24 protein-coding genes are annotated in these 26,068 nt (G+C 48.7%); 14 read left to right on the top strand and 10 right to left on the bottom strand.

From position 1 onward, the window contains the following. Positions 1 to 22: 22 nt before the first annotated feature. Positions 23 to 265: a helix-turn-helix transcriptional regulator gene (locus CD05_RS0113090; protein WP_028510868.1), complete on the bottom strand. Its 243-nt coding sequence runs from the start codon at positions 263 to 265 to the stop codon at positions 23 to 25. A 106-nt stretch (positions 266 to 371) separates the two neighbouring features. Here CD05_RS0113090 and CD05_RS0113085 point away from each other — a divergent pair, with 106 nt between their 5' ends. Both CD05_RS0113085 and guaA read left to right on the top strand, forming a co-directional pair. Beyond that, entirely contained in the window at positions 372 to 1,292 is a 921-nt protein-coding gene (locus tag CD05_RS0113085) for a zinc ribbon domain-containing protein (protein ID WP_028510867.1), read from the top strand. Between the two features lie 105 nt (positions 1,293 to 1,397). Further along, entirely contained in the window at positions 1,398 to 2,936 is a 1,539-nt protein-coding gene (gene guaA / locus CD05_RS0113080; protein ID WP_028510866.1) for a glutamine-hydrolyzing GMP synthase, read from the top strand. A gap of 166 nt (positions 2,937 to 3,102) precedes the next feature. Here the strand turns inward: guaA and CD05_RS0113075 are convergent, their stop codons facing one another. After that, positions 3,103 to 3,504, bottom strand: coding sequence for a hypothetical protein (locus CD05_RS0113075; RefSeq protein WP_028510865.1), 402 nt, complete (start codon positions 3,502 to 3,504; stop codon positions 3,103 to 3,105). A gap of 80 nt (positions 3,505 to 3,584) precedes the next feature. Next, positions 3,585 to 3,965 (bottom strand): cytidine deaminase, encoded by a 381-nt coding sequence (locus tag CD05_RS0113070; RefSeq protein WP_028510864.1) that lies wholly within the window; start codon positions 3,963 to 3,965, stop codon positions 3,585 to 3,587. 197 nt (positions 3,966 to 4,162) lie between these two features. Between CD05_RS0113070 and CD05_RS0113065 the strand changes: the two genes are divergently transcribed. The 5 genes from CD05_RS0113065 (at position 4,163) to CD05_RS0113045 (ending at position 9,805) form a co-directional block, all read left to right on the top strand. Then, the gene (locus tag CD05_RS0113065) at positions 4,163 to 5,464 is read left to right on the top strand and encodes a hypothetical protein (protein ID WP_028510863.1); all 1,302 of its coding nucleotides are present in this window, start codon (positions 4,163 to 4,165) and stop codon (positions 5,462 to 5,464) included. A gap of 21 nt (positions 5,465 to 5,485) precedes the next feature. After that, complete coding sequence (locus CD05_RS19995; protein ID WP_051589016.1) at positions 5,486 to 6,517, top strand: potassium channel family protein; 1,032 nt, start codon at positions 5,486 to 5,488, stop codon at positions 6,515 to 6,517. 82 nt (positions 6,518 to 6,599) lie between these two features. Further along, a complete protein-coding gene (locus CD05_RS0113055; RefSeq protein WP_037323015.1) occupies positions 6,600 to 7,058 on the top strand; it encodes a GNAT family N-acetyltransferase in 459 nt (152 codons plus the stop codon). A 276-nt stretch (positions 7,059 to 7,334) separates the two neighbouring features. Next, positions 7,335 to 8,021 carry an HAD family phosphatase gene (locus CD05_RS0113050; RefSeq protein WP_028510861.1) on the top strand — a complete coding sequence of 229 codons (687 nt, stop codon included), beginning with the start codon at positions 7,335 to 7,337 and terminating at the stop codon, positions 8,019 to 8,021. A gap of 92 nt (positions 8,022 to 8,113) precedes the next feature. Next, entirely contained in the window at positions 8,114 to 9,805 is a 1,692-nt protein-coding gene (locus CD05_RS0113045) for a hypothetical protein (RefSeq protein ID WP_028510860.1), read from the top strand. A gap of 169 nt (positions 9,806 to 9,974) precedes the next feature. Here the strand turns inward: CD05_RS0113045 and CD05_RS0113040 are convergent, their stop codons facing one another. After that, entirely contained in the window at positions 9,975 to 10,184 is a 210-nt protein-coding gene (locus CD05_RS0113040; RefSeq protein ID WP_028510859.1) for a hypothetical protein, read from the bottom strand. Between the two features lie 190 nt (positions 10,185 to 10,374). Between CD05_RS0113040 and CD05_RS18665 the strand changes: the two genes are divergently transcribed. Next, positions 10,375 to 11,121 carry an adenylate/guanylate cyclase domain-containing protein gene (locus CD05_RS18665; RefSeq protein WP_051589015.1) on the top strand — a complete coding sequence of 249 codons (747 nt, stop codon included), beginning with the start codon at positions 10,375 to 10,377 and terminating at the stop codon, positions 11,119 to 11,121. Between the two features lie 29 nt (positions 11,122 to 11,150). Here CD05_RS18665 and CD05_RS19990 read toward each other — a convergent pair whose 3' ends face one another. Continuing rightward, positions 11,151 to 11,921 carry a peptidoglycan recognition family protein gene (locus CD05_RS19990; protein WP_084262268.1) on the bottom strand — a complete coding sequence of 257 codons (771 nt, stop codon included), beginning with the start codon at positions 11,919 to 11,921 and terminating at the stop codon, positions 11,151 to 11,153. Further along, the gene (locus CD05_RS0113025) at positions 11,914 to 12,330 is read right to left on the bottom strand and encodes a phage holin family protein (protein ID WP_084262185.1); all 417 of its coding nucleotides are present in this window, start codon (positions 12,328 to 12,330) and stop codon (positions 11,914 to 11,916) included. Before CD05_RS0113025 ends, CD05_RS19990 begins: the two co-directional genes overlap by 8 nt. 501 nt (positions 12,331 to 12,831) lie before the next feature. On the opposite strand from CD05_RS0113025, the gene CD05_RS19985 reads away from it, so the two are divergent. Both CD05_RS19985 and CD05_RS0113015 read left to right on the top strand, forming a co-directional pair. Beyond that, positions 12,832 to 16,857: an Ig-like domain-containing protein gene (locus CD05_RS19985; RefSeq protein WP_051589013.1), complete on the top strand. Its 4,026-nt coding sequence runs from the start codon at positions 12,832 to 12,834 to the stop codon at positions 16,855 to 16,857. Positions 16,858 to 17,017: 160 nt separating this feature from the next. Then, complete coding sequence (locus CD05_RS0113015) at positions 17,018 to 17,923, top strand: carbohydrate kinase family protein (protein ID WP_028510857.1); 906 nt, start codon at positions 17,018 to 17,020, stop codon at positions 17,921 to 17,923. A gap of 438 nt (positions 17,924 to 18,361) precedes the next feature. Here the strand turns inward: CD05_RS0113015 and CD05_RS0113010 are convergent, their stop codons facing one another. After that, the gene (locus CD05_RS0113010; RefSeq protein WP_028510856.1) at positions 18,362 to 19,921 is read right to left on the bottom strand and encodes a hypothetical protein; all 1,560 of its coding nucleotides are present in this window, start codon (positions 19,919 to 19,921) and stop codon (positions 18,362 to 18,364) included. Between the two features lie 59 nt (positions 19,922 to 19,980). Then, the gene (rny, locus tag CD05_RS0113005; RefSeq protein ID WP_028510855.1) at positions 19,981 to 21,546 is read right to left on the bottom strand and encodes a ribonuclease Y; all 1,566 of its coding nucleotides are present in this window, start codon (positions 21,544 to 21,546) and stop codon (positions 19,981 to 19,983) included. Positions 21,547 to 21,875: 329 nt separating this feature from the next. On the opposite strand from rny, the gene CD05_RS0113000 reads away from it, so the two are divergent. The 4 genes from CD05_RS0113000 (at position 21,876) to CD05_RS20700 (ending at position 24,411) form a co-directional block, all read left to right on the top strand. Next, positions 21,876 to 22,217, top strand: a complete 342-nt coding sequence (locus CD05_RS0113000) for a hypothetical protein (protein WP_028510854.1) — start codon at positions 21,876 to 21,878, stop codon at positions 22,215 to 22,217. 15 nt (positions 22,218 to 22,232) lie between these two features. Further along, positions 22,233 to 23,555, top strand: a complete 1,323-nt coding sequence (locus tag CD05_RS0112995; protein ID WP_028510853.1) for a hypothetical protein — start codon at positions 22,233 to 22,235, stop codon at positions 23,553 to 23,555. 35 nt (positions 23,556 to 23,590) lie between these two features. Continuing rightward, entirely contained in the window at positions 23,591 to 24,169 is a 579-nt protein-coding gene (locus tag CD05_RS0112990) for an ANTAR domain-containing protein (RefSeq protein WP_051589012.1), read from the top strand. A gap of 92 nt (positions 24,170 to 24,261) precedes the next feature. Continuing rightward, positions 24,262 to 24,411 (top strand): hypothetical protein, encoded by a 150-nt coding sequence (locus CD05_RS20700; protein ID WP_156947483.1) that lies wholly within the window; start codon positions 24,262 to 24,264, stop codon positions 24,409 to 24,411. Positions 24,412 to 24,468: 57 nt separating this feature from the next. On the opposite strand, the gene CD05_RS0112980 is transcribed toward CD05_RS20700, so the two are convergent. After that, a complete protein-coding gene (locus CD05_RS0112980) occupies positions 24,469 to 24,978 on the bottom strand; it encodes a QueT transporter family protein (protein ID WP_028510850.1) in 510 nt (169 codons plus the stop codon). Between the two features lie 134 nt (positions 24,979 to 25,112). Beyond that, on the bottom strand, positions 25,113 to 25,976 hold the full coding sequence (fba, locus tag CD05_RS0112975; RefSeq protein WP_028510849.1) for a class II fructose-1,6-bisphosphate aldolase: 864 nt from the start codon (positions 25,974 to 25,976) through the stop codon (positions 25,113 to 25,115). Positions 25,977 to 26,068: the final 92 nt, after the last annotated feature.

Below are 26,068 nucleotides of genomic sequence, written 5' to 3'. Positions count from 1 at the left end.
TACTTGCCGAAGGCCGTGTCTTTTACTTTTGTTCTATGCGGCATTCTATCTGTTTTACAATGTCGCTCATCTTCATGTCGAGGGCTATGGCGAGACGGTAAAGTGTTTCAAGCGTCGGTTTGCGCTCACCTCTTTCAATGGCACTCAGATGTGTCCGGCCGATGTCTGCAAGACCGCTCATTACCTCCTGAGAGAGACCTTTTTGTTTCCTTATCTGTGATATGGTGTTTCCTACGATTACAGGGTCAAGCATTGGTTCGTTCATATTATCACCTCAAGTATTAGGATACTATAATATGAGCCGAATTATGAATACATATGTTGACAATTGAATACATTTGTGTTATAATTTCTTTCGGGAGGGATGTATAATGTATTGTAAATACTGCGGCGCTGTTCGTGACCCGTATCTCAAATTCTGTACCAGATGCGGCAGAGAACAGCAGATGGATCCTGTCAATTCGACCGTACACTGTAAATTCTGCGGAGAGGCGATCACCGAGAGACAGCAGTTCTGCCATAACTGCGGAAGGGAGCAGAACCTTCTCGAACAGTCGGGCGACGGGCTTGTGGCCTATAACTACAAGGAGAACAAGAAGCCTGTTATACTGACGCTGATACTTTGTATAGCCATGATAGCAGCACCGTTTTTCAAGCTGTTTTATTTTGACTTTACTACGCTTGGCATCGACAAACAGCCGGCGTTTTCATTTATAGGCATCACAGATATCGGCTCTGATATAACTGCCAAAAACATTACCGGCAGCAAGGAGCTCGACGACGATGATGATAAAAGCAGCTATCCTACCGAAAGGCTCAGCGAAAAATACGATATCGACCTTGCGCACACAAATCTTGGGTCAGTGGATATGTCGCCGGCTATCGTTACGGTGATAACGGTGTTTTATATACTTACTCTTCTTTCATACTTTGCAGCACTCATAGCACTTGCGGTAGCCTTTGCGCAGCTTGTCACGAATGACGGCGATGACAACAGGCTGTACAGCTGTGCAAGGTCATCGGCGGCTCTTGTGCTTCTTGGAAATCTTAGCCAGCTTATTTTCGCAGTGATAATAGACCGCTCGTATATATCCGTTCTTGAAGAGCTTAAGGAAGACGGCCTGAAGGTAGACCCCGGTGCGCTTATAATGATAAAGCCGGAGTTCGTTGTCTTCTGCGTGCTTGCGATAATTGCTTACGTTATCGGCAGCGTGTTCTTAAAGAAGGGGCAGAAATACTACAAGGTCAGGTATTTCGGGCGTAAGGCCGGACCCTCCTCCCCTAACTCTTAACGATTTGTAAACCCCCTTGCAAATAACAAGAGAATATGCTATAATGAAATCAGCACCCGACAAAGAATGGGTGCTGATTTGATTTATTGAGAAAGGATAAAGCCTATGTCTTTTGAAAAGATACTTGTCCTCGATTTCGGTGGGCAGTATAACCAGCTTATCGCAAGGCGTGTGCGTGACGAGAGCGTGTATGCCGAGATAAAAAGCTATGAAACGCCGCTTGACGAGATAAAGGCGGCAGGCTATAAGGGAATAATATTCACCGGCGGCCCCAACTCGGTCTATGACGAGAGCTCGCCCCACTATACAAAGGATATACTCGATATCGGCGTGCCGGTGCTCGGCATATGCTACGGCGCACAGCTCATGGCATGGATGGGCGGCGGCAAGGTGGAAAGCTGCGTCAAGAGCGAATACGGCAAGATAGAGATAGAGAATACAAAGCGTGACAGCCTGCTTTTCAAGGGCGTTGATGAAAAGAGCATCGTGTGGATGAGCCATACTGACTTTATATCCGCTCCGCCCGAGGGGTTTGAGATAACCTCGCATTCGGCAGACTGCCCCTGCGCATCTATGGAGAATGTGGGCAGAAAGCTCTACGCCGTGCAGTTCCACCCTGAGGTGACACACTCGCAGTTCGGCAAGCAGTTTCTGCATAACTTCCTTTTTGAGGTGTGCGGCTGCAAGGGCGATTGGGTGATGGACGACTTCATCGAGCGCACAGTCGAGAGCCTGCGTGAGCAGATAGGCGACAAAAAGGTAGTGCTCGGTCTTTCAGGCGGCGTTGACTCGTCTGTTGCGGCAGGTCTTCTGAGCCGTGCAGTCGGCAGGCAGCTCACCTGCGTATTTGTTGACCAGGGTCTTATGAGAAAGAACGAGGGCGACTTTGTTGAGGAGACATTCACCCGCCTTTTTGATATGAACTTTGTGCGTGTCAACTGCGGCGCACAGTTTATAAGCAAGCTAAAGGGCATCACCGACCCCGAGCAGAAGAGAAAGACTATCGGCTCGGAATTCTACAAGGTCTTCTGGGACGAGATAAGAAAGCAGGCTGACGGCGGCTTCTTTGCGCAGGGTACCATATACCCCGACAGGATAGAGAGCGGCAAGGGCGACGCTGCAACTATAAAGACGCACCACAATCAGGTAAAGATGCCCGAGGACATAACCTTTGACGGCGTCATCGAGCCGTTGGGCGACCTGTTCAAGGACGAGGTAAGGCGTGTCGGCGAGAAGCTCGGCATACCGAAGGAGCTCGTATGGAGACAGCCCTTCCCGGGCCCGGGTCTTGGCGTGCGCATCATCGGCGAGATAACCGAGGAGAAGATCAAGGTGCTGCAGGAGGCAGATGCAGTATTCCGTGACGAGATAAAGAAGAGCGGCATCGAGGATCAGCTCAGCCAGTTCTTTGCAGTGCTGCCTGATGTACAGACAGTAGGCGTTATGGGCGACCACCGCACCTATGATCATCTGATAGCCATTCGTGCGGTAACGACTGACGATTTCATGACCGCCGACTGGGCTAAGATACCATATGATATCCTTGCACGCATCTCCAACCGCCTCACCAACGAGGTGGATCACGTTAACAGAGTAGTGTATGATATCACTTCAAAACCGCCGGGAACGGTGGAGTGGGAATGATAAACGCCCCGAAAAATAGGGCGTAAACACGCCGAATGCCGTTATCAAATCGTTATCATGGCAACGATTTGGCAACATTTCTCTATCATCGGCAAAAGTATAAAAATAATTGTCTGAAAAGATAAGAGCTATCTGATTCGTATTTGAATCGGATAGCTCTTTTTGTTTATCCATTGTTACACATACGATGAAATGCTTTCCAAAAGTCGTTCCAGCCTTCCGGAGCTGTACCTTGACCTTTACAAATTACTGATATATCTTCTATATGTATTTCGAGTGTCCAGTAGTCGGCTGGCGGTGTCCAACACATCGAAGATTCGTATGTTTTCATATTCCATTTTTCAATCCCCAAATCCTTGATTCCATTGTAGAAAACATCCATTTTATCTGTAATATCATAACGATGATTTGTCCCATTATAATAATCGTCAATAAAGAATCTGCCGTCAGATTCAGATAATATAGCATACTCCAGATAGTTTCTTTCATTATCCAGAAGATAACGTCTAACTATATTGTCCTTTCTATATCCATTACTAGTAAACTTAAACCCTCTTAGTTTCGCCAATTTTTCACACCTCACTTAATGAAAGCAGCTTCATTCCTCTCCGCCTCCGACCTCGGATACCTATAACAAATTGCTCCCCCTCACAACCCAAACCTCTTGGGCATCAGCTCGTCAAGCGTGTGAACGCCGTCGGTGAGGATAATGCGGAAACCGCCGCCGCAGAATTCGCTCATGACCTGTAGACAGGCACCGCACGGATAGCAGGGCTGTGAAGTGTCGCCGCCGGCACCGCCTGTAATGGCTATCGCCGCAAACTCTGTGCAGCCCTCGGACACCGCCTTGAATATCGCCACCCTCTCGGCGCAAACGGTCAGCGAGTATGAGCCGTTTTCTATGTTGCAGCCTGTGAATACCCTTCCGTCCTTTGTGAGCAGGGCAGCCCCTACCGAAAAGTCCGAGTATCTTGAATAGGCCTTTTTTGATGCCGCCTTTGCAAGCTCTGAAAGCTCATGGTCTGTCATGGTGATGTCCTCCTTTTGGTGGTATTGTCGGTATTTTTATTATAGCATATCTTCACCCGTTTTTCAATACACCTTTTGCCCGGTATTTTCGTATTATGACGATAATAATAATTGACTTTATCTTCAAAATGTGTTAAAATAATATGTAAAGAAAAAACACCTTTTATGTGAATAAAGCACGACCGGGGGGGATATATGTGACTAAATTATCGGAAGTATCAGAAATAGAAGAAGTAACAAATACAACAGAAATATCAGAGCAGCAAACAGTCGCAGAGGAAAGCGCCGTTTCGCAGACAGAGCAGGCGCAGACAGATGAAGCCCCTGCCGGCAGGCTGTCTTTCAGAGAAAGACGAAAAAGAAAACGTGAGCGAATGTTCAATGTCACGACGGCAAACGATATCAGGTATAAGCCGCCGCTTTCCTACAGGCATTTCAAGCTGATAGCGTGGCTGCTGCTCGTGCTGACGCAGCTCCGGCTCGTCATGGAGAAATTCTACCCTGACGGTACATCATCTGTCGGACATAAGGCAGTGTCGTTTGTGGTGGGCACTTTTGCCGGCTTCGCTGTGCCGCTGCTGCTTATCTCCTGCCTTGCTATAATCATGAACGGGCATGATAACTATAAGCGTATGCTTGTCAAAAACGCAGGACTGGCGGTGCTGCTTTTCCTGCTCACACTTTTTGTCTATGAGAGATATTTAATGCGTATCGCATCGTCACTAATGGGCGGCGACAGGGAAGCCGGAGCGATGTTTTTGCAAAAGTTCGTCTCACAAAAGACCGACCACGGCTTTTTAGCGTTCAACATCTTTATAGACCTGCTGCTTTGTACGCTTACTATGTTTTTTATAAACTACACTCCGCAGAAGATCTTCACCGGCAGGAAGGTGATCATCTTCCGCTCGTTTATCATCTTCCCGATAGCGTATGAGGTGGGCTCTATCATAGTAAAGATACTCGTAACTGAGGACGAGATAAGGCTGCCTATTTACCTTTTCCCGCTGCTCACTACAAAGCCGCCTGTGTGCTTTTTGATGTTTATCTCGATCGCCTGCTTTTTCAAAAGGCGTGAGAAGAGATTCCTTAAAAACGGCAAGACCCAGGAGGAATATCAGGAGTATCTTAAGACCAACTATAACGCCATGCAGGTGTCAAAGATGTTCATCAAGAGAATAATCGTTTTTGCGGTGCTTGACCTTGTACTTCTGGTGTTCATCGCAGCTGTGGAAATGGTAATGAACAATGTCGGTGATGCAAGTGAGGAAGCAACATTTCTGTCGCTCGACAGAGCGTGGAGCTGGGGTATCGGCAATACGGCAGAGCTTGTTTTGATAATACCGCTGCTGCTGCTCTTCTCATACACCAAAAAGCATAAGAGCATTATAATAGATATAATTATCCCCCTGGCAGGAGTCGTTTTGATAGTTCTTATCTACTTTGACGGCGCATTCCAGGCTGCCTGCGATGTTATCATGAATTATTATTACGGGGAATAGATATGGTAGGGTGACATTCTTATGAAAAAGCAAAAAAAGAAAAAAAGCCCCCAAGCCTTTGTGGCCGGCGGCCGTGTATGTGTTGTAGACGATGAAAAGCCGGTAAAAAAGAAGAAAAAGAAAAAGAGCAGGCATACCCTCTTTGAGTCGCTGCTTATCATGATAACGATGATAACCGCACTCGCTTATTTGGACTGCGATTATGAGCTCGGTGTACTCAAACAGCCTATACTGACGATATTCGGTGCAGCGGCGGTGGCTGATATCATAAAGGCCGCAAAGATCGGAAAGAAAGCAGGCGTTGATTTTGTAAAATATATCATCGTTGCAATACTTTATATAGTGGGCTTTGTATTATCCGCTGCGGCCGGCAGTATACATATCATGATGCTCGCAGCATATACATCCTATAGCCTGACACTTGTGGTCGGGCGTGTCTGCTCGCTTATAAAAAAGCATAAAAAGCGCAATGTATTCATAAACATCATACTGTTTTTTATGATTTTGTTCCTTTTCCTGCTGCCGCTCTCATACTACCAGCTTGACGATGACAGCAAAAGGGCTCTGCCGATAATACTGCTGCTGATGTTTATGTTCCAGTCGCTTATCAGGATAATCGGCATATCGCTCTCGCAGATACGCTTTGATATACTCAAGCGCATAGTCGAGAAATCAATGGCAGTCGAGATACTTTCAGGCCTTGCGCTGCTTATAGTGTCTTTCTCGTTCGTCTTCAGGGCTATGGAGGAAAGCATTGAAACCTTCTTCGACGGCGTGTGGTATTGCTTTGCGATAGTCACGACTATAGGCTTCGGCGATTATACGGCTGAGTCGCTTATCGGGCGGCTACTCTCGATGATACTGGGCGTTTACGGTATCATAGTAGTCTCGCTCATTACATCTATCATAATAAACTTCTACACCGAGACTAAGGATATGATAACTGACGATGATGACGACAGCGATGACAGCGAGCCGCAGGAGACTGCTGCTCTGACGGAACAGACAGAGCAGGCGGACGTGCAGACTGAGCCTGAGCCAGTCGAAGACTAAGGCAACACCGCACAAAGACCGCCTGAAGGCTTCGTGCGGTGTTGCCTTAATAAGATAGATCGGAATTCAGAGGTGTAAACAGATGAACCTAAAACCCTTTGAAATAATTGAATACCAAAATGGGTATGAACATCTCTTGATTCCTTTTTTGGAAAGATGCTTGCCTGAATCTCATAGATGTTTGGATATAAACGGCAGGCATAGTTATTATTTGAACATTGGACAATATTTCAAAGGATTCTGGTGTGTTTTTGATGACAGCAGAATAATTGGAACAGTGGCAATTTCAGAACTGAGCAGTGAAAACTGTGAATTAAAATCATTATATCTTTTAGAAAAATATCACGGTATGGGATACGGAAAAATGATGGTTTTACACGCTATCAATAGTGCAAGAAATTACGGATATAAAAAGATGTATTTGGATTCCCTGTCAACAAGTAAAAAAGCGATCTCCCTATATCGAAAGATTGGATTTATTGATACTGAAAAATACAATTCAAGTAAGTATTCAGATGTTTTTATGGTTTTAGAACTATAAAGGCAACACCGCACGACCACCGGCTCTGGCCTTTGTGTGCCATCTGCTTGCCGAATTTCCGTCATAATACCCAATTTCACCTTGTTTTACGCCAGTAAAACTGCGGCAAAAATGGGCATTCTGACGAAAATTCGGAGTGTTCAGCAAAGCTGAACAACCGCATACTGACACACAATGGTCGTGCGGTGTTGCCTAAATCCTGATCTATAGCAGGAACACTTTTGTGAAACAGGAGTTTATAAAAAAGGACGATAATAAACAAAACAGGAGCAGAACATGGATATAACAGCCATTAAAGGCGCAATATTTGACCTCGACGGCACACTGCTCGACTCGGCGTATGTCTGGAGCGAGGTGGACAGGGTGTTTCTCGGCAGGCGTGGGCTTGCGCTGCCCGATGACTACTGCAAGAGCATCTGCACTATGAACCTCGAACAGGCGGCGGTCTACACCAAGGAGCGCTTTAAGCTGAGCGACAGCTGTGACGATATAATAGAAGAATGGAAATCGAGCGCTCTGCACGAATACCGTGACAACGTGCAGCCCTTTGAAGGGGCAGAGAAGCTGCTGCGGCTGCTTAAGAGCCTTGGCATAAAGACAGCCCTTGCCACAGCTTCCGACAGGGTGTTCTACGAGCCGGCGCTCAGAAGGACAGGGCTTTATGACCTGCTTGACTTTTTCTCGCAGACAAGCGAGGTCGGGCGTGGAAAGGGCTTTCCGGATATTTACCTGCACGCAGCTTCAGGGCTCGGCCTTGAAGCAAAAGACTGCGCCGTGTTTGAGGATATCCCCGAGGGGATAAGGGGCGCTAAAGCCGGCGGTTTTTTCTGCGTCGGGGCGCTCTGCGGAGCAGTTGCCGAGGACAGGGGCGAGATGATCGCACTTGCGGATATATGCTTTGAGCATTATGACGAGCTGGTGTGTAAATTTATAGGCGGCAATTATGGTAAAACTACCGATTGACAGGCCGTGTGAAATGTTATATAATAGTATGTGCAATACCGGGCGTGTCTGACCCGGTGAGATCATTCACGCATTTTGGAGGGTGAAAAGCATTGAAGATAAATCAAAGATTAGCAGCGCTCGTCTGTGCGGCGGCAGCTGTGTTCACGCAGGCTTTGCCTGTGACGGCACTCGATACTGAGGTGCCGGATACCGGGATAACAGAGGAGCATATTCATTCCTATACCGGCGTTGTGACTAAGGAGGCCACCTGTGCCGAGGAGGGCGAGATGGTCTACTCCTGCGAGTGCGGCGACAGCTACGTTGAAACTATCCCCAAGGCCACATCGCATAAGTACGGCGTGGGCGAGGTGATAACAGAGGCTGCCTGCGGCGTTGAGGGCAAGGTCGTTTATACCTGTAAGATATGCGGCAGGTCTTATACCGAGACTATACCGGCGCTTTCGCACCAGCTCGATGAGGGCGTTGTCTCGAAAAAGGCCACCTGCACCGAGAAGGGTATAGTCACATACACCTGTACTCTCTGCGGCTCGACCTTTGACAGAGAGCTGCCTGTTGACGCTGACGCTCACGAGTGGGGCGATGGCGAGGTGACAAAGCTGCCCAGCTGTAAGGAGCCCGGAATAACTACATATACCTGTACTCTCTGCGGCACCACCAAGGAAGAGGAGATGCCCAGGACCGAAGACCACCAGTGGAACGAAGGCGAGGTAACTACTCAGCCCACCTGCGGCAAGGCAGGTGTCAAGACCTTCACCTGCGAGGTTTGCGGCCTTAAGAGAACTGAGGAGATACCTGCAACAGGCAACCACTACTTCGGCAAGGCCGAGGTGATAAAGGAAGCCGACTGCACGCACGCAGGGCTCAAGCACTATGTATGCTCGGGCTGCGGCCTTGAGATAGATACTGTTGTTCCCAAGAGCGCTGCGCATAAGTTTGACAGCGGCAAGGTCACAAAGGAAGCCACCCTGACAGAAAAGGGCAGCATCACATATACCTGCACCCTCTGCGGCAAGAAGCTCACAAAGACTCTGCCGAAGCTGAAGGATATATCAAAGATGAGCATCTCGCTTGCATCGAATAACTTCACCTACGACGGCAAGGCAAAGACCCCGGACGTAACGGTCAAGGACGGCACAAAGGTGCTCACAAAGGGTACAGACTACACGCTTTCCTATACGAGCAACACTAACACCGGCACAGGCTATGTCACAATAAAGGGCAAGGGCAGCTACGCATCGAGCGTCAAGAAGGCATTCACTATAACAGCGGCTGACTTAAGCGGCGCTGTGCTCTCAGGCGTTGAAAAGAGCTACACCTACAAAGGCAAGGGCATCACCCCGGCAGTAAAGGTAACGCTTCTTTCAAGAACACTGGGCTTAGGCTCTGAGTATACCGTCAGCTTCACCTCAAATAAAGCGATAGGCACAGCCAAGGTGACAGTCAAGGGAACAGGCAACTTCAAGGGCAGCAAGTCGGTGTCCTTCAAGATAATCCCCAAGAAGACGGATATCTCAAAGCTGACCAGCACAAAGGCCGGCAGGATCACTGTCAAGTGGAACAAGAACTCCACTGTCACAGGCTATCAGATAGTTTACTCGAACGACAAGAAGTTCGCATCCAAGAAGACAGCCACAGTGACAGGCGCCAAGACAGTCAGCAAGACGATAAAGGGTCTTGCCTCCGGCAAGAACTGCTACGTCAAGATACGCTGCTACAAGACTGTAGGCGGCACTAAGTACTACAGCGGCTACTCTGCTGTAAGGAGCATAAAGGTAAAATAAAGGCAACACCGCACAACCACCGGCGGATACCTTTGTGTGCCATCTACTTGCGCATCTGACACACAATGGTCGTGCGGTATTGCCTAAACAAATAAATCACCCCTTCATCTGAAAGATATCTCAGATGAAGGGGTCTTTTAGTTTTATTAGGTGGGGGAGCATCAGAATACTACCTGATTTCTGCCGCTGTCCTTAGCGGTGTAGAGCTTGTCGTCTGCGAGTCGTTCATGAACAGGTCTGATTCAAGGATTATGCCGCAGATAACAGCAGCCAGAGACAGTCTGCTTACGTCCTCCTCGGTGAACTCGCCGTCGATGCTGAGCTTGTTTATAGCCTGAAAAGCCCCTATGAACTCGCCGTTGATGTCAGACACCGGCATAACGAGCACCGATTTTGTGAGGCAGCCTGTCTGCTTGTCAACGTCCTGATTGAAGTCGGGGTCTTTGTATGGAGAAGGACAAGACCGAGAGCTTCTACTACAAGTTCGTGCCTGAGAAGTTCAGGGAGCTGCTCGGCAAGGAAAGCTTTAGCGACCTGTCGCTCGGCGATGCGAGCAGCCGAAGCTGACTGTGCTTTTCTGCGACATACGCTCGTTCTCTATCAATTCCGAGATAATGACGGCGAAGGAGAATTTCGCATTCGTAAATGTGGTCTACGGCAAGGCAGGCCCGATAATCAGAAAGAACAACGGCTTTGTTGACAAGTACATAGGCGATGCTGTAATGGCGCTGTTTGAAGACCCCGACGATGCAGTAAGATGCGGCCAGGAGCTCTATCAGGCGATAGTGCTCGACCCGGAGACTGCAAAGGAGCTAAATGTCAGCAGCATAAAGATAGGCATAGGCGTTCACACGGGCATGGCGATGATAGGCATAGTAGGCGAGAGCGAAAGACTCTCGGGAACGGTCATATCCGAGACTGTTAACCTGAGCTCACGTCTTGAAACGCTCACCAAGCAGTACAAGACGGGTATGCTCGTATCAAAGGATACAGTTGACAGGCTCGCTGACCCTGATTCGCTGGGGCTGCGCTACTTGGGCCTTATACAGGTAGCAGGCGTAAACGAGGTCAAGGCGGTCTACGAGGTGCTTGACTGTCTGCCTGAGGAGGAGCGTCAAAAGCGCACAGCCAACAGCTCGCAGATGCGTGAAGCGGTAAGGCTTTTCCACCTCGGGCGCAGAGACGAAGCCATGGCCGAGCTCACGGCCATGATCGACTCGGGCAAGGGCGACTACGTCACCCAAAAATACCTTGATTACATAAGCGGTATGTCAGATGACGACAAGGGCAATGTTTTCAGGTCCGTAAGAAAATAATCTTTTACAGGCAGTCTTCGGGCTGCCTGTTATTTTGTGCCTGAAAGCTGCCTGCCGAGCCGGGCGATGAAGTTTGCCCCGGCGATGCCGTTTTGCTTATAGCCCCATTTGCTGAGCAGCTCGTTTACGGCCTTTTCGGTGCCCTGCCCGAAGACCTCGTCGTTGTTGACGCTTTGTCTGATGATGCCCTTTGCCTTTGCATTGATTAGCAGCTGCTTGAAAGCGAGCACGCCGATAGTCTTTTTGCCCTTTGTGTAGCCTGTCTTGTCAAGCACCTTAAGGGTGGCGGTCTTTGCGGCAAGGCGCTTGTTGACCTCGGACGCTATGCAGAACTGCCTGCTGCTGAGATACGGCCCCGGGCAGCCTGTCGCAGCGAACCATTTGTGGAGAGTCATATTGCCTGACTTGTCGCCTGTGTATATCAGCTTCTTTATGCCGTTTCTTTTGCAGATGTCGGTGCAAAGCTCGATGAGTTTAGCAAGCGCTTTGTCGGAGACGTGCCATTCGGGCTCGCCGCCGTCGTTTGCGACCTCTATCGTGACAGCCCTGTTGTCGTTTTCGGGCGATGAAGAACACCAGCTGCGGTCGGCTTCGTTTACATAGAGTGCTACCCTGCCGTCAGAGCCGATGCCGTAGTTGCTCGACACCTGCCTGCCGGGGTCGGCAAACAGCTCGCCGCACTGCTCGACTGACATATTGCCTGCCATGTGGTGTATGGTTATCGTGTCTATCCTGTGGTTTCTCGGCTTGTTGCAGTTTGGCGAGAGCCGGGTGTAGTTTATAAGCGGTGAATTACTCATTTTTATCATTATCCTCCTTGAATATCGCAAGTTTTTTTATTATGTTTCTTATGCGGCGTGCCTTGGGGTCTATACGGGCGTAGTTCTCGATTATCGAGACGGCTTCCATGACAAAGATATAGCCGAACACCGAAAACGCCGTAAGCTCGCCTGTCACTGATGCGAGCAGCTCGTGCCCGTAGTATCTGCCGAGGACAGAAAAGCCTATCTCCGAGCCTACGGCAGCCGCCATGACCACCACCTCGGCCAGCTTGCCAAGGCCGCCACGGCGCATTTTTGACGAGCGCAGCTCTTCGCACACGCAGGCCTTTATCCAGCCGGTGACAAGGTCGGCTATGGCAAGGCCTATGACTATCAGCAGCATTATGATGTATTTTATTTCGCTCACCTCCATTCTGATCGTGATCATACCCCTCTACTAATAGCGCAAAAACGGGGTAAAATTGCATATTTTAATGCAACATTTGAGATGAACTTTTTGTGAACAGAAAAGATTTGTTTATACTGCACATTTCAGGCGCTTTGAAGCTGTGCTATAGTGCCAATAAAACCGCCTGCCTTTGCGTAAATCAAGACGAACCCCTGACAGGGACATTTTGAATGGTTTGTTGCCGTTTAATAAAAAACTTCTATTGACTTTTTTAATGGCTTGTGCTATACTTAATCTGAAGTATAGTACGATAACGGTTGCTATATTTTTCAACCAATTCACGACAATTCCGCACAAAGACCGCCTGTCGGCTTTGTACACATCTTGCTTGCAGATTTTCCGCCATATCACCCCAATTCGCCTTGAAATACGGTAGTATTCCTGCGGCGAATTAAGGTGATCTGACGAAAAATCTGACTGCGCAATCTGCGCACAATCTTCGTGTGGTATTGCCTTAGAAATTTTAAAGGAGGAAGGAAAATGCGTTATAACGCAAAACGTTTTGTTGCATTGCTTGCAGCTGTAACGATGTGTTCTGCAATGCTCGCTGATTCAGCACTTGCTTTCGAGCAGAACGAAGTGATAAGCTCGGGCGCTGCACAGTCGGTATATGCTGATGCTAAGGCTATCAACGTATATGATGAGCTCGGCAAAGACATATCGAACGGCAAGGATGCTTATATCTACCTTGATAACAGTACGCTGGCTGGCGGTGCGACATCGACATTTATCACAGTCAAGTCTGACAGCGCAGATGATGAGCTCTTCTGCAGTGAGGACATCGGCAATAAGAATAAGCCTAAGGTCACAATAAGCTCTGTCGGCAATAAGTTGAACGAGAAGAAGGTAACTATCGATGCCATGCCGGACGGTAAGTCGTGTGCAGCCGGCACTACTACTCTTTCGTTCTCGACAAAGAGCGGTACTGTATACAGAAAGGTCTTCATAGTTGTATACCAGCCGTCAGGTGATTTCGGTGTCAGCATGGCATACGGAAAGAGCAAGGCTGATCTGACATTTAAAAAGTATGTTCCTGCTCTTGATGAGGGAAATCAGCTTATAGAGATAGGCCCAGGCACACCATATGAGGAAACAAAGGACGCAGATGGAAAGACGATATCTGCTGTAGAAATGCTCAAGAGAAAATATGCTGAGAACTACTATGCAACTAAGTACGCTCCGTCTGACTATGTGTCCTATATCTCTACTATAGCTAATCACAAGCAGCAGTTCACTGCTACCATTGGCGGAACTGACAAGCCGCAGTGGAAGGTATTTGACGGCGCATATTACCCCGGCATTGAGAACTCCGGCAAGGAGACAACTCTTGCAGAGATAAACAGTGACGGCCTTTTCACACCTAAGAAGAACGGCACAGTCACCATTATGGTAGATGCAATGCCTACACTTCCTTATCAGTGCAAGGAAACTGATACAGAAGAGGGTATCGCAAGCAAGACCTACAACAACAACTCTTATACAGAGAGGTTCAAGAGAACTTCGATCGATGTTCCTAAGACTAAATTCAGTTTCAAGGCATTAGATAAGAAAACAGGCAAGCCCGTTGGCGTTACCATAGACGGACCTAATAAAGAGGGTCTTGATAACCATGTGGGTCCTAAGTTCATTCAGGTAACTATCATCAAGGAAAACCCTGCTAAGAACATGAAGTTCAAGAACCCGCCCGCAGGAATGCAGCTCGGCGAGACAGCACAGCTCAGCCTTGAAATGACCCCCAGCTACACAGGTGCAGAATACACCGGCGCTACAGATGTTGTTGAGTGGACATCTTCAAACGAGAAGGTAGTTACAGTCGATGAAAAGGGTCTTATCACAGCAGTAGGCAAGGGCGAAGCTACTATCACAGCACAGGGCGAGAACCCCAGCGTATATACATCTGTTATCATCAGAGTATACTCCAAGGCTACAGGCATCAAGATCAGCCCTTCACCGGCATCTACAAGACTTGGTATACCGGTATCCCTTACAGCTACTCTTGCACCTGACAACGCAGAGGACGAGGTAGTATGGACTTCCTCTGATCCTGAGATAGCTACAGTTGAGGCAGAGCCCGGCCAGTTCGGCAGCCTTACTCAGAAGGCTATCGTTACAGGCGGCACAAAGAAGGGTACTGTTACTATCACAGCAAGAGCTAAGTATTCGGGCGTTGAGGCTAAGTGTACAGTAACTGTAAACGACAAGATCAACTCCGACAGCATAGACCTCTACAGCGTTGATAAGGATTCTACAAACAATCCTATCTCAAACGGCGAGAACGTAAACCTCTTCAACAACAGATCTGTTGATATCAAGGCTGTTCTCACTGCTAAGGACGGTACAACACCTGATGACAAGATCAAGTGGACAGTTACCAACAACTCCGGCAACTACATCACATACAGCGAGAAGAGCAACAACATTCTTACAGTAAACAGCCTCTCTGAGGGTACTGCAACTATTACAGCTTCTTCTACAGCTAATCCTTCTATCAAGAAGCAGTTCACAGTAAGCGTTATCCGTGCCTGCGAGAGAGTGACACTTAAGAACGTCACGGGCTATTCTTCACTCAGGATAGGCGAGACAGCAAGCATCGAGGCTGACCTTACAACTACCAATAAGGACTTCCCCTACAACCACGATGACAGAGTAAAGAGCTGGACATCTTCAAACGAGAAGGTCGCTACAGTAAGCGATAACGGCAGCGTCAAGTGCGTAGGCTACGGCACAGCACTTATCACCTGCACAACTCTCTCGGGCGTAACACAGAAGATCAATATCACAGGCTTCATACCCAGCGATATCTACTTCAGCAGCGGCACAAAGGCTTCCACAGACGGCCAGTCGCTTCCCACAGCTGAGATAACCCTCAGAAAGAATAATGACGGCACTACAACAGGTACAACAAGACTTGCTGTTACAGTTATGGGTGCAAACAATCCTGCAAACCCCAAGGCTGTGACTATCGCAGGCTCCAAGGTCAAGTGGACATCGAGCAACCCGAAGGTTGCAACAGTTGACGAGTCGGGCAACGTAACTGCTGTTGACGTCGGCGAGGCTATAATCACTGCTGCAAGCGGCGACAAGAGCACAAAGGCTCAGGTGATCGTCAAGGCTCCTGTTACTCTCTTTGAGGTGACTGTTGAAAACTGTGTATATTCTCCTACTTCCAAGACATATACACCTGTACCGGTAGTATCTATCGGCGGCAAGAAGCTCGTAAAGGGCAAAGATTACACAGTTGAGTATTCTGATAACACCAAGATCGGCAGCGCCAAGGTGACTATCACAGGTCTTGGCAATTACACAGGCACAGTAGTAAAGCCTTTCTCTGTTCTTGCCAAGTCTCTTGCTGACAGCGACATCGTGATCGCAGCTATACCCCGTCAGCAGGCTAAGAATGCAGCTATCAATCCCGAGCCCAAGATCACATTCAACGGTATCACTCTTAAGAAGGATACTGATTACACTCTCAGATATTCAAACAACAACAAGGTCACAAAGGAAGCTCTCATAGCCATCCAGGGTAAGGGCAACTACACAGGCAGCACAAGCGTGACCTTCGAGATCTACTGCGAGCATCCGTGCAGCGGCATCAAGAACGGCAAGTGCGAGCTCTGCGGCACAGTTGTTGACGCTAAGACAAAGCTCAGCCACGACTACAAGGAGACTAAGGTAGCAGCTACATATGATGCAGAGGGCTACACACTCCACAAGTGTACAAAGTGCGGCGCAAGCTACAAGACTGATACAGTAGCTAAGCTCCCCAAGACTGATCTCAGCAAGTTTACCTGCACACTTTCAAGCTCGACCGCTACATTTACAGGCTCTGCTATCAGACCTACAGTAACTGTAAAGAACGGCTCGACAACACTTAAGAACAACACAGACTATACTGTTTCCTACACTAACAACACCAAGGCCGGTACTGCAACTGTAACAGTTACAGGTAAGGCTAAGTACAGCGGCAAGATCACCAAGAAATTCACTATCAAGGGTGCATCTATAAGCAAGGCAACAGTAACAGGTATTGCCAACAAGTACTACACAGGCAAGGCTATAGGCCAGGCTCCTGTAGTAAAGCTCGGCACAAAGACTCTTGTCAAGGGCACTGATTATGTTCTTTCTTACAAGAATAACAAGGCTATAGGCAAGGCTACAGTAACTATAACCGGTAAGGGCAACTATGCGGGCACGATCAGCAAGGCATTCAAGATCAACCCCAAGAAGACAACTCTCAAGAGCGCAACAAGCCTCAAGGCTAAGAAGCTTAAGGTAACATACACCAAGGTTGCAGGCGTAACTGGTTATGAGATACTCTACTCTACAAACAGCAAGTACACAAAGAGCACAAAGACAGTTAATGTCAAGGGTGCAAAGAAGGTTTCCAAGACAATAAGCAAGCTCAAGAAGGGCACATATTATGTCAAGGTACGCTCTTACAAGACAGTAAGCGGTACTAAGTACTACAGCGGTTACTCGGCTTCCAAGAAGGTAGTTGTTAAGTAACGGCATAAACGCTTGAAACTAAAGACCTCACGACGTGAAGATCCACGGCCGTGAGGTCTTTTCTTTTTTATGGTGTTGACAAAAGCTGCAAGTGCTGATATAATGGGAGCATATGGCATAGGCTTTGCCTTGATGATGAATATATAAAGGGGTGTATGATATGAACAAAGGCGCTGAGGTGTATCTTTTCGGGCAGATACTTGCTACACGTTCTATACTGCTGCGTGACGGGTTTTTAAAGCCTGATGAGTATTCCGAGATAAGCGAGCAGTATTTCCTGCCGGGCGGTGAAACAGGTACTGCGGCAACGGTGCTCAGCTCGCTCGGGGTGAGCGTGATAATGGACGGCACGCATATAGGCACAGAGGTAGCCCCCGTGATAAAGGACTTCTACAAGGACAAGAGCGTTGACCTCTCGCTGCTGACATACACAGATGACCCGGGTGTGACCGACACGGTGGTGATAGCAGGGCTTGTGCGCTCGCCTATGGGCAGATTTCAGACGCTTTTCTCAACAGGGGAGCGCTGGTGGGGCATACCTAAGGAGGAGCACATAGCTCATTGCAAGGCTGCGGCGATAGACCCGTATTTTTATAACGAATCGCTCTCGGCGGCCGAGATATGCGTAAGGCTCGGGAAACCTTATGTGACTATCGACTGTGTGCATGATTCATACCTGCACCGCAATGCGGCGGTAGATGTGATTTCTCACGAGTGCATAGATATGCGCTACCCCGGCAAGACTGTCGAGGAGGTAATGGCTCTTATGCAGGCCTGGTCGGACGGACTGACTGTGATCACCCAGGGCGGCGGTGAGATGCTCTACGGCCGCAGGGGCGGCGAGATACACCGCATGGCTGCCTTGCCGGCAGAGGTAAAGAGCACTCTCGGCGCAGGCGACACATTCAAGGCAGGGTGCGTATACGGCGTGCTGCACGGCATGGCAGATGATGAGCTTGTGCGCTTTGCGAGCGCCTGCTCGGCGGTGGCTATATCACGCTTTCCTCTGCCATTAAACCCTCCGACACTTGATGAGGTCAGAGAGGTCATTGAAAAGTACGCATAAAAACAGCTCCTATAAAGGGAGCTGTTGGGGCAGTCGATAAAGCCGAAATGATTTAGACGCATATCCTAAGGGGCGGGCAGCGCAGCAAGGTGAGAGAGTTCCCTTTAAGGCAAACTGTTTCGTATATATCACAATAATACAGACTTTTGAAACAATTAACGGCTCCCATTAATCGCAGGCGCAATAAAGAAGTTTAATGGGCAGAGCTTTGTTCAGCGCCTGCTAAAAGAAGAAAGAATAGAGAAAAAAGAATAATGAATAATAAAGGTATCGAGTAAGCGGTCGATGATCAAAAATATCATCGCCGAAGGCGATACCTTTATTTTTATTTCTTATTTATTTTTTCTTCTTTATTCTTTTAGCAGTGTCGCATATATAGCCTGATATGCAAATACTTCTTTACCGCCACTGCGCATAAGGGAGCCGTTGTTTGTTTATTTACTTGCTCTTTGCGGCCTTTTGTCTTGCGGCCTGCTTTTTCTCCTTGGGGGAGAGGGCTTTCTGCTCGCCGTACATTACCGCCATGCCTATGCAAAGGTAGAGGTAATATGTCAGCGTCGGGCCGCTCGTGTTCCAGAACATGACCACGAGGTAGCCTATCATACCGGCGAGGGCAGCTGCGCCGTAGAAGGGCTGCTGCTTTTTGTAGAATGCAACGGTAGCTTTCACGCCGTTATAGAGCGCATACAGCAGGAACAGGCAGTATGTCGCAAATGTTATGACACCTCTCTGAAGTATCATATCGAGGTAGTCGTTATATGTCCTGTCGTTTCTGAAGCCTGTTACAACGCCGTACATTGTGTCAAGGTTATCCTGGCCGAGGCCGAAGTATTTCTTCTGGTCGAGCTCGTAGGTAACAGCTGCGGAGCCGACGTTTCTGTAATCGGCATAGATATTCATATCGGTGTTCGACCTGACGTGGTAGCTTGTCGAGAGTCTCGTAAATGTCTCGGTGAATATTACGTCCTCATCACGCAGCTCGATGCCGCCGCCCAGCTTGAAGCCTAAAAATACAGCGCCCGATATGGCTATAGCGATAACGCACCATACTATAGAGTTTTCAAGAGCCTTTTTGCTCCAGAGTACGTTCTTGCGTGCAAGTCTTATTATCTCGATAACGAGGAGCACGCCGAGCACGCAGGGGATACCGATAAGGCCGGGCAGTATATGCGTAAGAATGCTTGCTGCTGCCATAAGGCCGCACGCTGCGAGGTAGAGCACCTTTCTCTTGCCGCCCTTAGCGTACATAACGCCTGCGGCTGCGAAGGCGAATATCACTGTGAGCACCGCTGCGAGCGCCTGCGGTGAGCAGAGAAGGCCTGTAGCGCAGGGGTATGCGTCCATAAGATAGCCTCTGTCGTTTACATTCTCATTGGTAAGTCCTGCCGGGAAGCCTAAAAACAGCTCGTTAAAGTAATTCGGCAGCTTGGGGAATACTACCTGGAGTATACCGAACAGCGCCTGAGATGCGCCTATAGCTACGAGGTTGTCGCAGAAGCGTCTTCTCCATGTCTCGCCTGTCACGAGCATACCCATGAGCACGAAGCCGCAGCAGGCTAAGAATTGCAGGAAGCCGTCGTTTCTGTAGCTGTGGCCGAAGAAGCCGGCTCTGAGGCTTACTGCGGACATAAGGGTCACAAAGCTCATAGCAACGAACAGCACAAGTGTCACAAGACCCTTCTTGTTTTTGAGGGTGACTTCCTCCTTCATCTTTGCGATAAGGAACATCAGCCCGCAAAGGAAGCCTATGGCTATAAGCACTGTTGACATTATGATTACGGTATTTTCGGTCATATAATGCGTAACAACGAACCCGTTTACCTCCTCAGTCTCCCGTATGGTGTCCTTGGTGAGGTAGTAGGGAAGGGCGCACAGTGCGAGCACCCACATAGATATGATACTAAACATACCCATCATCTTCTGGGTAGATTCCTTGGTCATATTCAGTATAAAATCAGATTTTTCGGTCGAACCGAACAAATGCTTTTTTGCTTCCATACTGGTTCTCCTTAAGAGTTATACATTTCCCCTGCCGTTGCCGACAGGGGAACAAGTTTTTATTTTGCGTATTCTACTACTCGGCTTTCTCTGATAAGGTTTATCTTTATCTGACCCGGGTAATCCATCTCTTCCTCGATACGCTTTGCGATCTCCCTTGCAACAAGGGTCATCTTCTCGTCGTTTATCTTCTCGGGTGAGATCATTATTCTTACCTCACGGCCTGCCTGAATAGCGTAGGATTTCTCAACGCCGTCATACGACGTGCAGATCTCCTCGAGCTTTTGCAGTCTCTTTATGTAGTTTTCATAATTTTCGCTTCTTGCGCCCGGTCTTGCTGCCGAGATAGCATCGGCTGCCTGAACGAGAGCTGCTACGACAGTTCTTATCTCAACGTCGCCGTGGTGTGCTTCTATTGCATGGAGCACCTCAGGGCTTTCCTTATACTTCTTGCAGACATCAACGCCTATCTGAACGTGAGAGCCTTCTATCTCGTAGCTGAGAGCCTTTCCTATATCGTGCAGAAGTCCTGCTCGTCTTGCAAGGTTTGCATCAACGCCAAGCTCTGACGCCATCATACCTGCAAGGTGTGCCACCTCTATCGAGTGGTCTAATACATTCTGTTTATATGAGGTCCTAAACCTCAGTCTGCCAAGCAGCTTGACAAGCTCGTGGTTAAGCCCGTGAACGTTAGTTTCAAGGACTGCCCTTTCGCCTTCCTGCTTGATCTTATACTCAACCTCTCGTCTTGCCTTATCGACCATTTCCTCTATCCTTGTGGGATGTATCCTGCCATCCTGGATGAGCTTTTCGAGAGCTATTCTTGCTATCTCTCGTCTTACCTGGTCATAGCATGAGAGTGTAATTGCCTCGGGAGTGTCATCTATTATCAAATCGACACCTGTAAGGGTCTCGATAGTTCTGATATTTCGTCCCTCTCGGCCGATTATTCTTCCCTTCATCTCATCACCGGGAAGTGCAACGACCGATACTGCCGTCTCAGATACCTGATCTGCGGCGCATCTTGAAATTGCCAGTGAAATGTACTGTCTTGCCTTTGCTTCGCATTCTTCCTTGATCTGGGCTTCATAAGCTGCGATCTTTACTGCCTTATCGTGGATAAGCTCTGTATCCAGGCTTGAAAGAAGGTATTCCTTTGCCTGCTCGACCGTGAACTCGGATATCTTCTCTAACATATCGAGCTGGCTCTTTTTGATCCTGTCAGCTTCCTCGACCTTTTCGTCGGCTGCTTTGAGCTTCTGCTGCAGGGTCTCCTCTTTCTTTTCTAAGTTGTCGAGCTTCTTGTCAACGTTCTCCTCTTTCTGGGAGATACGCCTTTCCTGCCTTGAGACCTCAGCACGTCTGTCCTTGATCTCCTTTTCGGATTCCTGCCTTGCCTTGTAGATCTCGTCTTTAGCTTCAACGAGGGCTTCTTTCTTCAGACTTTCTGCATTTTTCTTAGCTTCGTCAACGATCTTTTCGGCTTCTTGCTCTGCCGAGCCTATCGCTGCTTCTGCCGTTTTCATTCTGTGATTTATGCCTTGCTTAAAGCAGATAAAACCGCTCACCGCTGCACCGATAGCAAACGTCAGCACGCACAGAATGATAGCTGTTACTATTTCCATAGTATAGCCTTCCTCCTTCTTAGAAAGTACGGTAAATAAGCGTGTTCATGACGCCAAACACTCTTATTTCCGCCGATATTAAATTGTAAAGATACAAGTTGCAAAATTGATTTTATTTAAAGCGACAAAGCGCCATTAAAAAAATTATAATGCATAATACTATTGTATAATAATTCGGGAAAAATGTCAAGAGGATTTTAGACATATTTACAAAAAACCTCAAAATTTCTTTCTCTGCTTGACAACAAAGGGGGAAAATGGTAAGCTAATAATAGGTATGTATCACACCCGGCATTGCTGCGGCTGTGCTGAGATAAAGGAGTGACAGGATGTCAAAAAGGAGCTTTTATACACGCCTTGCGTTTTCGGTGCTGTTTATGCTTGTATGCATTGGCGGCATAACGGCTGAGGGCGTATATGTATATATGTGCAAGACGGAGAAAATGCCCTATATGCAGGGCTTTCTGATGGCTGTGCCTACGGCGATAGTTATATTCTGGGGCTCGTGCTTTTTTGAATCAGCATCGCTCAAAAAGGAAGACGGCAGGAATATGTATGTTATAAAGCGCATACCGAGAATGGTGCTGAGCGTCCTGTTCACGCTTGCTTGCTCGGGTTCGGTGATAATGTGGCTTTATCTTTACCACACGAATATAGCAAAGCTGTTCTGACGGAGGGAGAAAGTTATGAGTGCGGTATCGCTGATAGTAAAGGCAGCCATTGCGGCAGCGGCGGCTGATATGTATATACTGGCACTTTCCTGCACAGAGGGCGCAGGCACCGTGCTTGCGATACTGGCAGGCGTGATAGCCGTGCTCGTGCTGTGCATACGCCCCTGCGGCTCGAAGGAGGGCGGCAGGCTGGGAATGCTCAGGCGTGGCTATTACGGGCTCGGTATATTCATAATAGCAGTAACGGCAGCCGGGGCTGTGGATATCTACCTCGGGGCAACAGGCAGCGGCTGGAAAACGGTGCTTATAAACAGCGTGACGGGGTTTTTGTGCGTGGCGCTCATATTTACCGTGTCGATAGTCAGAGTGTATGCAAGCTCTGTTCAGCTCGGCATAAGGTGGCGTGTTCTGGGGCTGCTGTGCGCTTATATACCGCCGCTCAATATTATAATGCTCTCAAAGATAATAAGCCTCTGCCGTAAGGAGTATCTGTTTGAAAGCAGCAAGGCAGCGCTTGACCGCTCACGCCATAGCAAGCAGATATGCGCTACGAAATACCCCCTGCTAATGGTACACGGGGTGTTTTTCAGAGATGCCAAGCTGATAAACTACTGGGGCAGGATACCCAAGGCGCTCGAAGCTAACGGCGCTAAGATATTCTACGGCTCGCAGCAGTCGGCAGACTCGGTGGCAGGGTGTGCGGCCGAACTGAAAGCGAAAATTGACGAGATAGTGGAAAAGGAAGGCTGCGAAAAGGTCAATATCATAGCCCATTCAAAGGGCGGCCTTGATTCACGCTATGCTGTGGCCATGCTCGGCGCTGATAAGAGGGTCGCAAGCCTTACTACTATAAATACGCCGCATCGTGGCTGTCAGTTTGCGGATTTCCTGCTTTCAAAGGCGCCCGACGGCTTTAAGAATGCAGTCGCAAACAAGTATAACGCAGCGCTCAGAAAGCTCGGCGATAAGCAGCCGGACTTTATAGCCGCTGTCACCGACCTTACAGCCTCGGCCTGCGAGGAGAGAAACAAGGTCTGCAAGGACGCTGAGGGCGTTTACTACCAGAGCGTGGGCTCGTGCTCGGTGTCGGCGCTCGGAGGGCGCTTTCCGCTCAACCTGTCATATCATTTCGTGAAATACTTTGACGGGCCGAACGACGGGCTCGTGTCGGCTGACTCGATGAAGTGGGGCGAGAGGTTTATCTTCTTGGAGCCTGAGGGCAGGCGAGGGATAACCCACGCCGACGTTATCGACCTCAACCGTGAGAACATAAAGGGCTTTGACGTGAGAGAATTCTTCGTAGGCCTGGTAAGCGAGCTTAAGGAAAAGGGCTTCTGAACCTTAAGTCAATACCACGGAAAGGAGTGGCTTTTATGCGTGCAGCGCACATCGTTTCGCCTGATAAGGGCTTTATAGCTGATATGAAGCTGCTGCTGCGCAGCGTCGGGCAGGGCGTTGCGGTCAGTGCTTCGTTGTGCTGCGCTGATGCTAAAAACGCCGTGCTTTCCGGTGAATATGATATCGTGATCGTTGACGGCACTCTGCCGGGCGAGCCGGTGCTCGAGCTTGCTGTGATGATAACGGAAAAGACAAACTCCGGCTGCCTCATAATAGCCGCCCCTGAACAGTCTGACGCTGTGGCGGATAAGCTCGCAGATGCAGGGGTCTTCCTGCTCGATAAGCCGCTCGATAAGACTAAATTCTGCCGGACGGTGAGACTTGTGGACGCCTGCCGCAGACGACTGGAGGGTATCAGACGTGACCACCAGAAGCTCAAACGCCGCCTTGATGAGATAAAGGCCGTAAACAGAGCAAAAATGGTGCTTATGCAGTACCTTAAATTCTCGGAGGAACAGGCGCATAGATATATCGAGAAACAGGCTATGGATCTGCGTATGACAAGATATGAGATAGCAATGAAGGTCATAAAAACGTATGACCTCGATGTGTAAAAGAAAAAGCAGTAGTAAAGCCCAAAAGACAAAAAGGTTTTTGTCAAACTTTTTCCTCAAAAAAGTTTGCAGGGTCCGGGGCTGGCCCCGGCGTGGATTGTTTCATTCTCGCAAGCTCGACTGAAACGGAGCAGAGCTCCATATCGGGCGTAAGCCCGACCCCGGCGGCAAACAGGGAACTCGCCGAAGGCGGTGACCGCCTTTGCGGTAAGCCGATTCCGAAAGGCGAGGCCATGCTATGATAATATGCAGTAAAAAGGCACTCCTGTCAGAAGATTGACAAAAAGTGCCTTTGACTTTTAGTATTTTTCGGTTATCGCAGTCATTATCGCCTTGTTGCGTTCGAGTATCTTGAAAAGCGTCGTGCCGATGACCGTTACGCATATCAGCTCGCCTAACGCTATACTGGCGGCCGTCATAAAGAACGATATAGGCTCTTTGGACAGTATCGTTATCTCAGCCCCGACAAATAAAGCGTTGAATATCACAGGGAACAGCGAGCATAAAAGCAGCCTTGTCGAACTGCCCTCCTTGCGGAAAAGATATATGCATATCCCTGCTGCGACAGTCGCCGAGGTGCCGACTATCGTGTCTATTATGCCGATAGTTGAGAACATATTCGCAATAAAACAGCCTATCGAAAGAGAAGCTATGTGATCCCTGTTGTAAAAGCACAGGAGCATCAGAGCCTCTGATACACGAAACTGTACGCTGCCGTAGGCTATTGGCGCTATGGCTATCGTCATGACAGCATACATGGCGGCGATAAGCCCTATCCTCGTTATTCTTCTGGAGCTGAAATTTTCCATGCTGCAAATACCTCTTTTGCTGACAGATAAACAGGGCGTGCCTTTAGCAGACACACCCTGACTCTAAACATTTGCGCCGGTGTTTTTTAGAGTGGTGTTCCGGTGTACACTCGTGTATTTATGTATTCTTGTAATTATGCCTTGCCTACAGAACCGAAGAGCTCCATCTTTTCCTTTACCTTAGCCTTGATAGCCTCTGCGCCGGGAGCGAGGAGCTTTCTCGGGTCAAAGCCCTTGCCCTGCTTGTCCTTGCCTGCCTCAACGTAGCCTCTTGTAGCCTCAGCAAATACGAGCTGGCACTCTGTGTTAACGTTGATCTTAGCAACGCCGAGAGAGATAGCCTTTGTGATCATATCGTCCGGGATACCTGTGCCGCCGTGGAGAACGAGGGGCATATCGCCTACTGTCTTGTTGATAGCTTCAAGTGTCTCGAAGCTGAGACCTTCCCAGTTGTCGGGATATACGCCGTGGATGTTGCCGATACCGGCTGCAAGGAAGTCAACGCCTAAGTCAGCGATCATCTTGCACTCTGCGGGATCAGCGCACTCGCCCTTGCCGATAACGCCGTCCTCTTCGCCGCCGATAGCGCCTACCTCAGCCTCGATAGAAAGGCCGAGACCGTGAGCTACGTTTACGAGCTCTGTTGTCTTAGCAACGTTCTCGTCGATCGGGAAGTGTGAACCGTCGAACATTATAGATGTAAAGCCTGCCTTGATGCACTTGTAGCAGCCCTCGTAAGAGCCGTGGTCAAGGTGAAGTGCAACAGGAACTGTGATGCCTAAGCTCTTGTCCATTGCTGCTACCATAGCTGCAACTGTCTCAAAGCCGCACATATACTTGCCTGCGCCCTCAGAAACACCGAGGATAACAGGAGACTTGAGCTCCTCTGCTGTCTGGAGTATAGCCTTTGTCCACTCAAGGTTGTTGATGTTGAACTGACCTACTGCATACTTGCCTTCTCTTGCCTTTTTGAGCATTTCTGTAGCTGAAACTAACATAATTACATATCCTCCATATCAAACATTTGGGGCAGCCGTATTAAAGCCCCATTAAATTAATTATACTCCGTTTTCGCCCATATTGCAATAAT

Source organism: Ruminococcus sp. NK3A76, from assembly GCF_000686125.1.
GTDB lineage: Bacteria > Bacillota > Clostridia > Oscillospirales > Ruminococcaceae > NK3A76.
Note: the sequence above shows the minus strand (reverse complement) of the source record. Positions and strands in the feature narration are given on the sequence as shown.

Coding starts and splice junctions, on each gene's coding strand:
- CD05_RS0113090 (WP_028510868.1), bottom strand. CDS start 265: ATGAACGAACCAATGCTTGACCCTGTAATCGTAGGAAACACCATATCA.
- CD05_RS0113085 (WP_028510867.1), top strand. CDS start 372: ATGTATTGTAAATACTGCGGCGCTGTTCGTGACCCGTATCTCAAATTC.
- guaA (WP_028510866.1), top strand. CDS start 1,398: ATGTCTTTTGAAAAGATACTTGTCCTCGATTTCGGTGGGCAGTATAAC.
- CD05_RS0113070 (WP_028510864.1), bottom strand. CDS start 3,965: ATGACAGACCATGAGCTTTCAGAGCTTGCAAAGGCGGCATCAAAAAAG.
- CD05_RS19995 (WP_051589016.1), top strand. CDS start 5,486: ATGAAAAAGCAAAAAAAGAAAAAAAGCCCCCAAGCCTTTGTGGCCGGC.
- CD05_RS0113055 (WP_037323015.1), top strand. CDS start 6,600: ATGAACCTAAAACCCTTTGAAATAATTGAATACCAAAATGGGTATGAA.
- CD05_RS0113050 (WP_028510861.1), top strand. CDS start 7,335: ATGGATATAACAGCCATTAAAGGCGCAATATTTGACCTCGACGGCACA.
- CD05_RS0113040 (WP_028510859.1), bottom strand. CDS start 10,184: ATGCCGGTGTCTGACATCAACGGCGAGTTCATAGGGGCTTTTCAGGCT.
- CD05_RS19990 (WP_084262268.1), bottom strand. CDS start 11,921: ATGAGTAATTCACCGCTTATAAACTACACCCGGCTCTCGCCAAACTGC.
- CD05_RS0113025 (WP_084262185.1), bottom strand. CDS start 12,330: ATGATCACGATCAGAATGGAGGTGAGCGAAATAAAATACATCATAATG.
- CD05_RS19985 (WP_051589013.1), top strand. CDS start 12,832: ATGCGTTATAACGCAAAACGTTTTGTTGCATTGCTTGCAGCTGTAACG.
- CD05_RS0113015 (WP_028510857.1), top strand. CDS start 17,018: ATGAACAAAGGCGCTGAGGTGTATCTTTTCGGGCAGATACTTGCTACA.
- CD05_RS0113010 (WP_028510856.1), bottom strand. CDS start 19,921: ATGGAAGCAAAAAAGCATTTGTTCGGTTCGACCGAAAAATCTGATTTT.
- rny (WP_028510855.1), bottom strand. CDS start 21,546: ATGGAAATAGTAACAGCTATCATTCTGTGCGTGCTGACGTTTGCTATC.
- CD05_RS0113000 (WP_028510854.1), top strand. CDS start 21,876: ATGTCAAAAAGGAGCTTTTATACACGCCTTGCGTTTTCGGTGCTGTTT.
- CD05_RS0112995 (WP_028510853.1), top strand. CDS start 22,233: ATGAGTGCGGTATCGCTGATAGTAAAGGCAGCCATTGCGGCAGCGGCG.
- CD05_RS0112990 (WP_051589012.1), top strand. CDS start 23,591: ATGCGTGCAGCGCACATCGTTTCGCCTGATAAGGGCTTTATAGCTGAT.
- CD05_RS0112980 (WP_028510850.1), bottom strand. CDS start 24,978: ATGGAAAATTTCAGCTCCAGAAGAATAACGAGGATAGGGCTTATCGCC.
- fba (WP_028510849.1), bottom strand. CDS start 25,976: ATGTTAGTTTCAGCTACAGAAATGCTCAAAAAGGCAAGAGAAGGCAAG.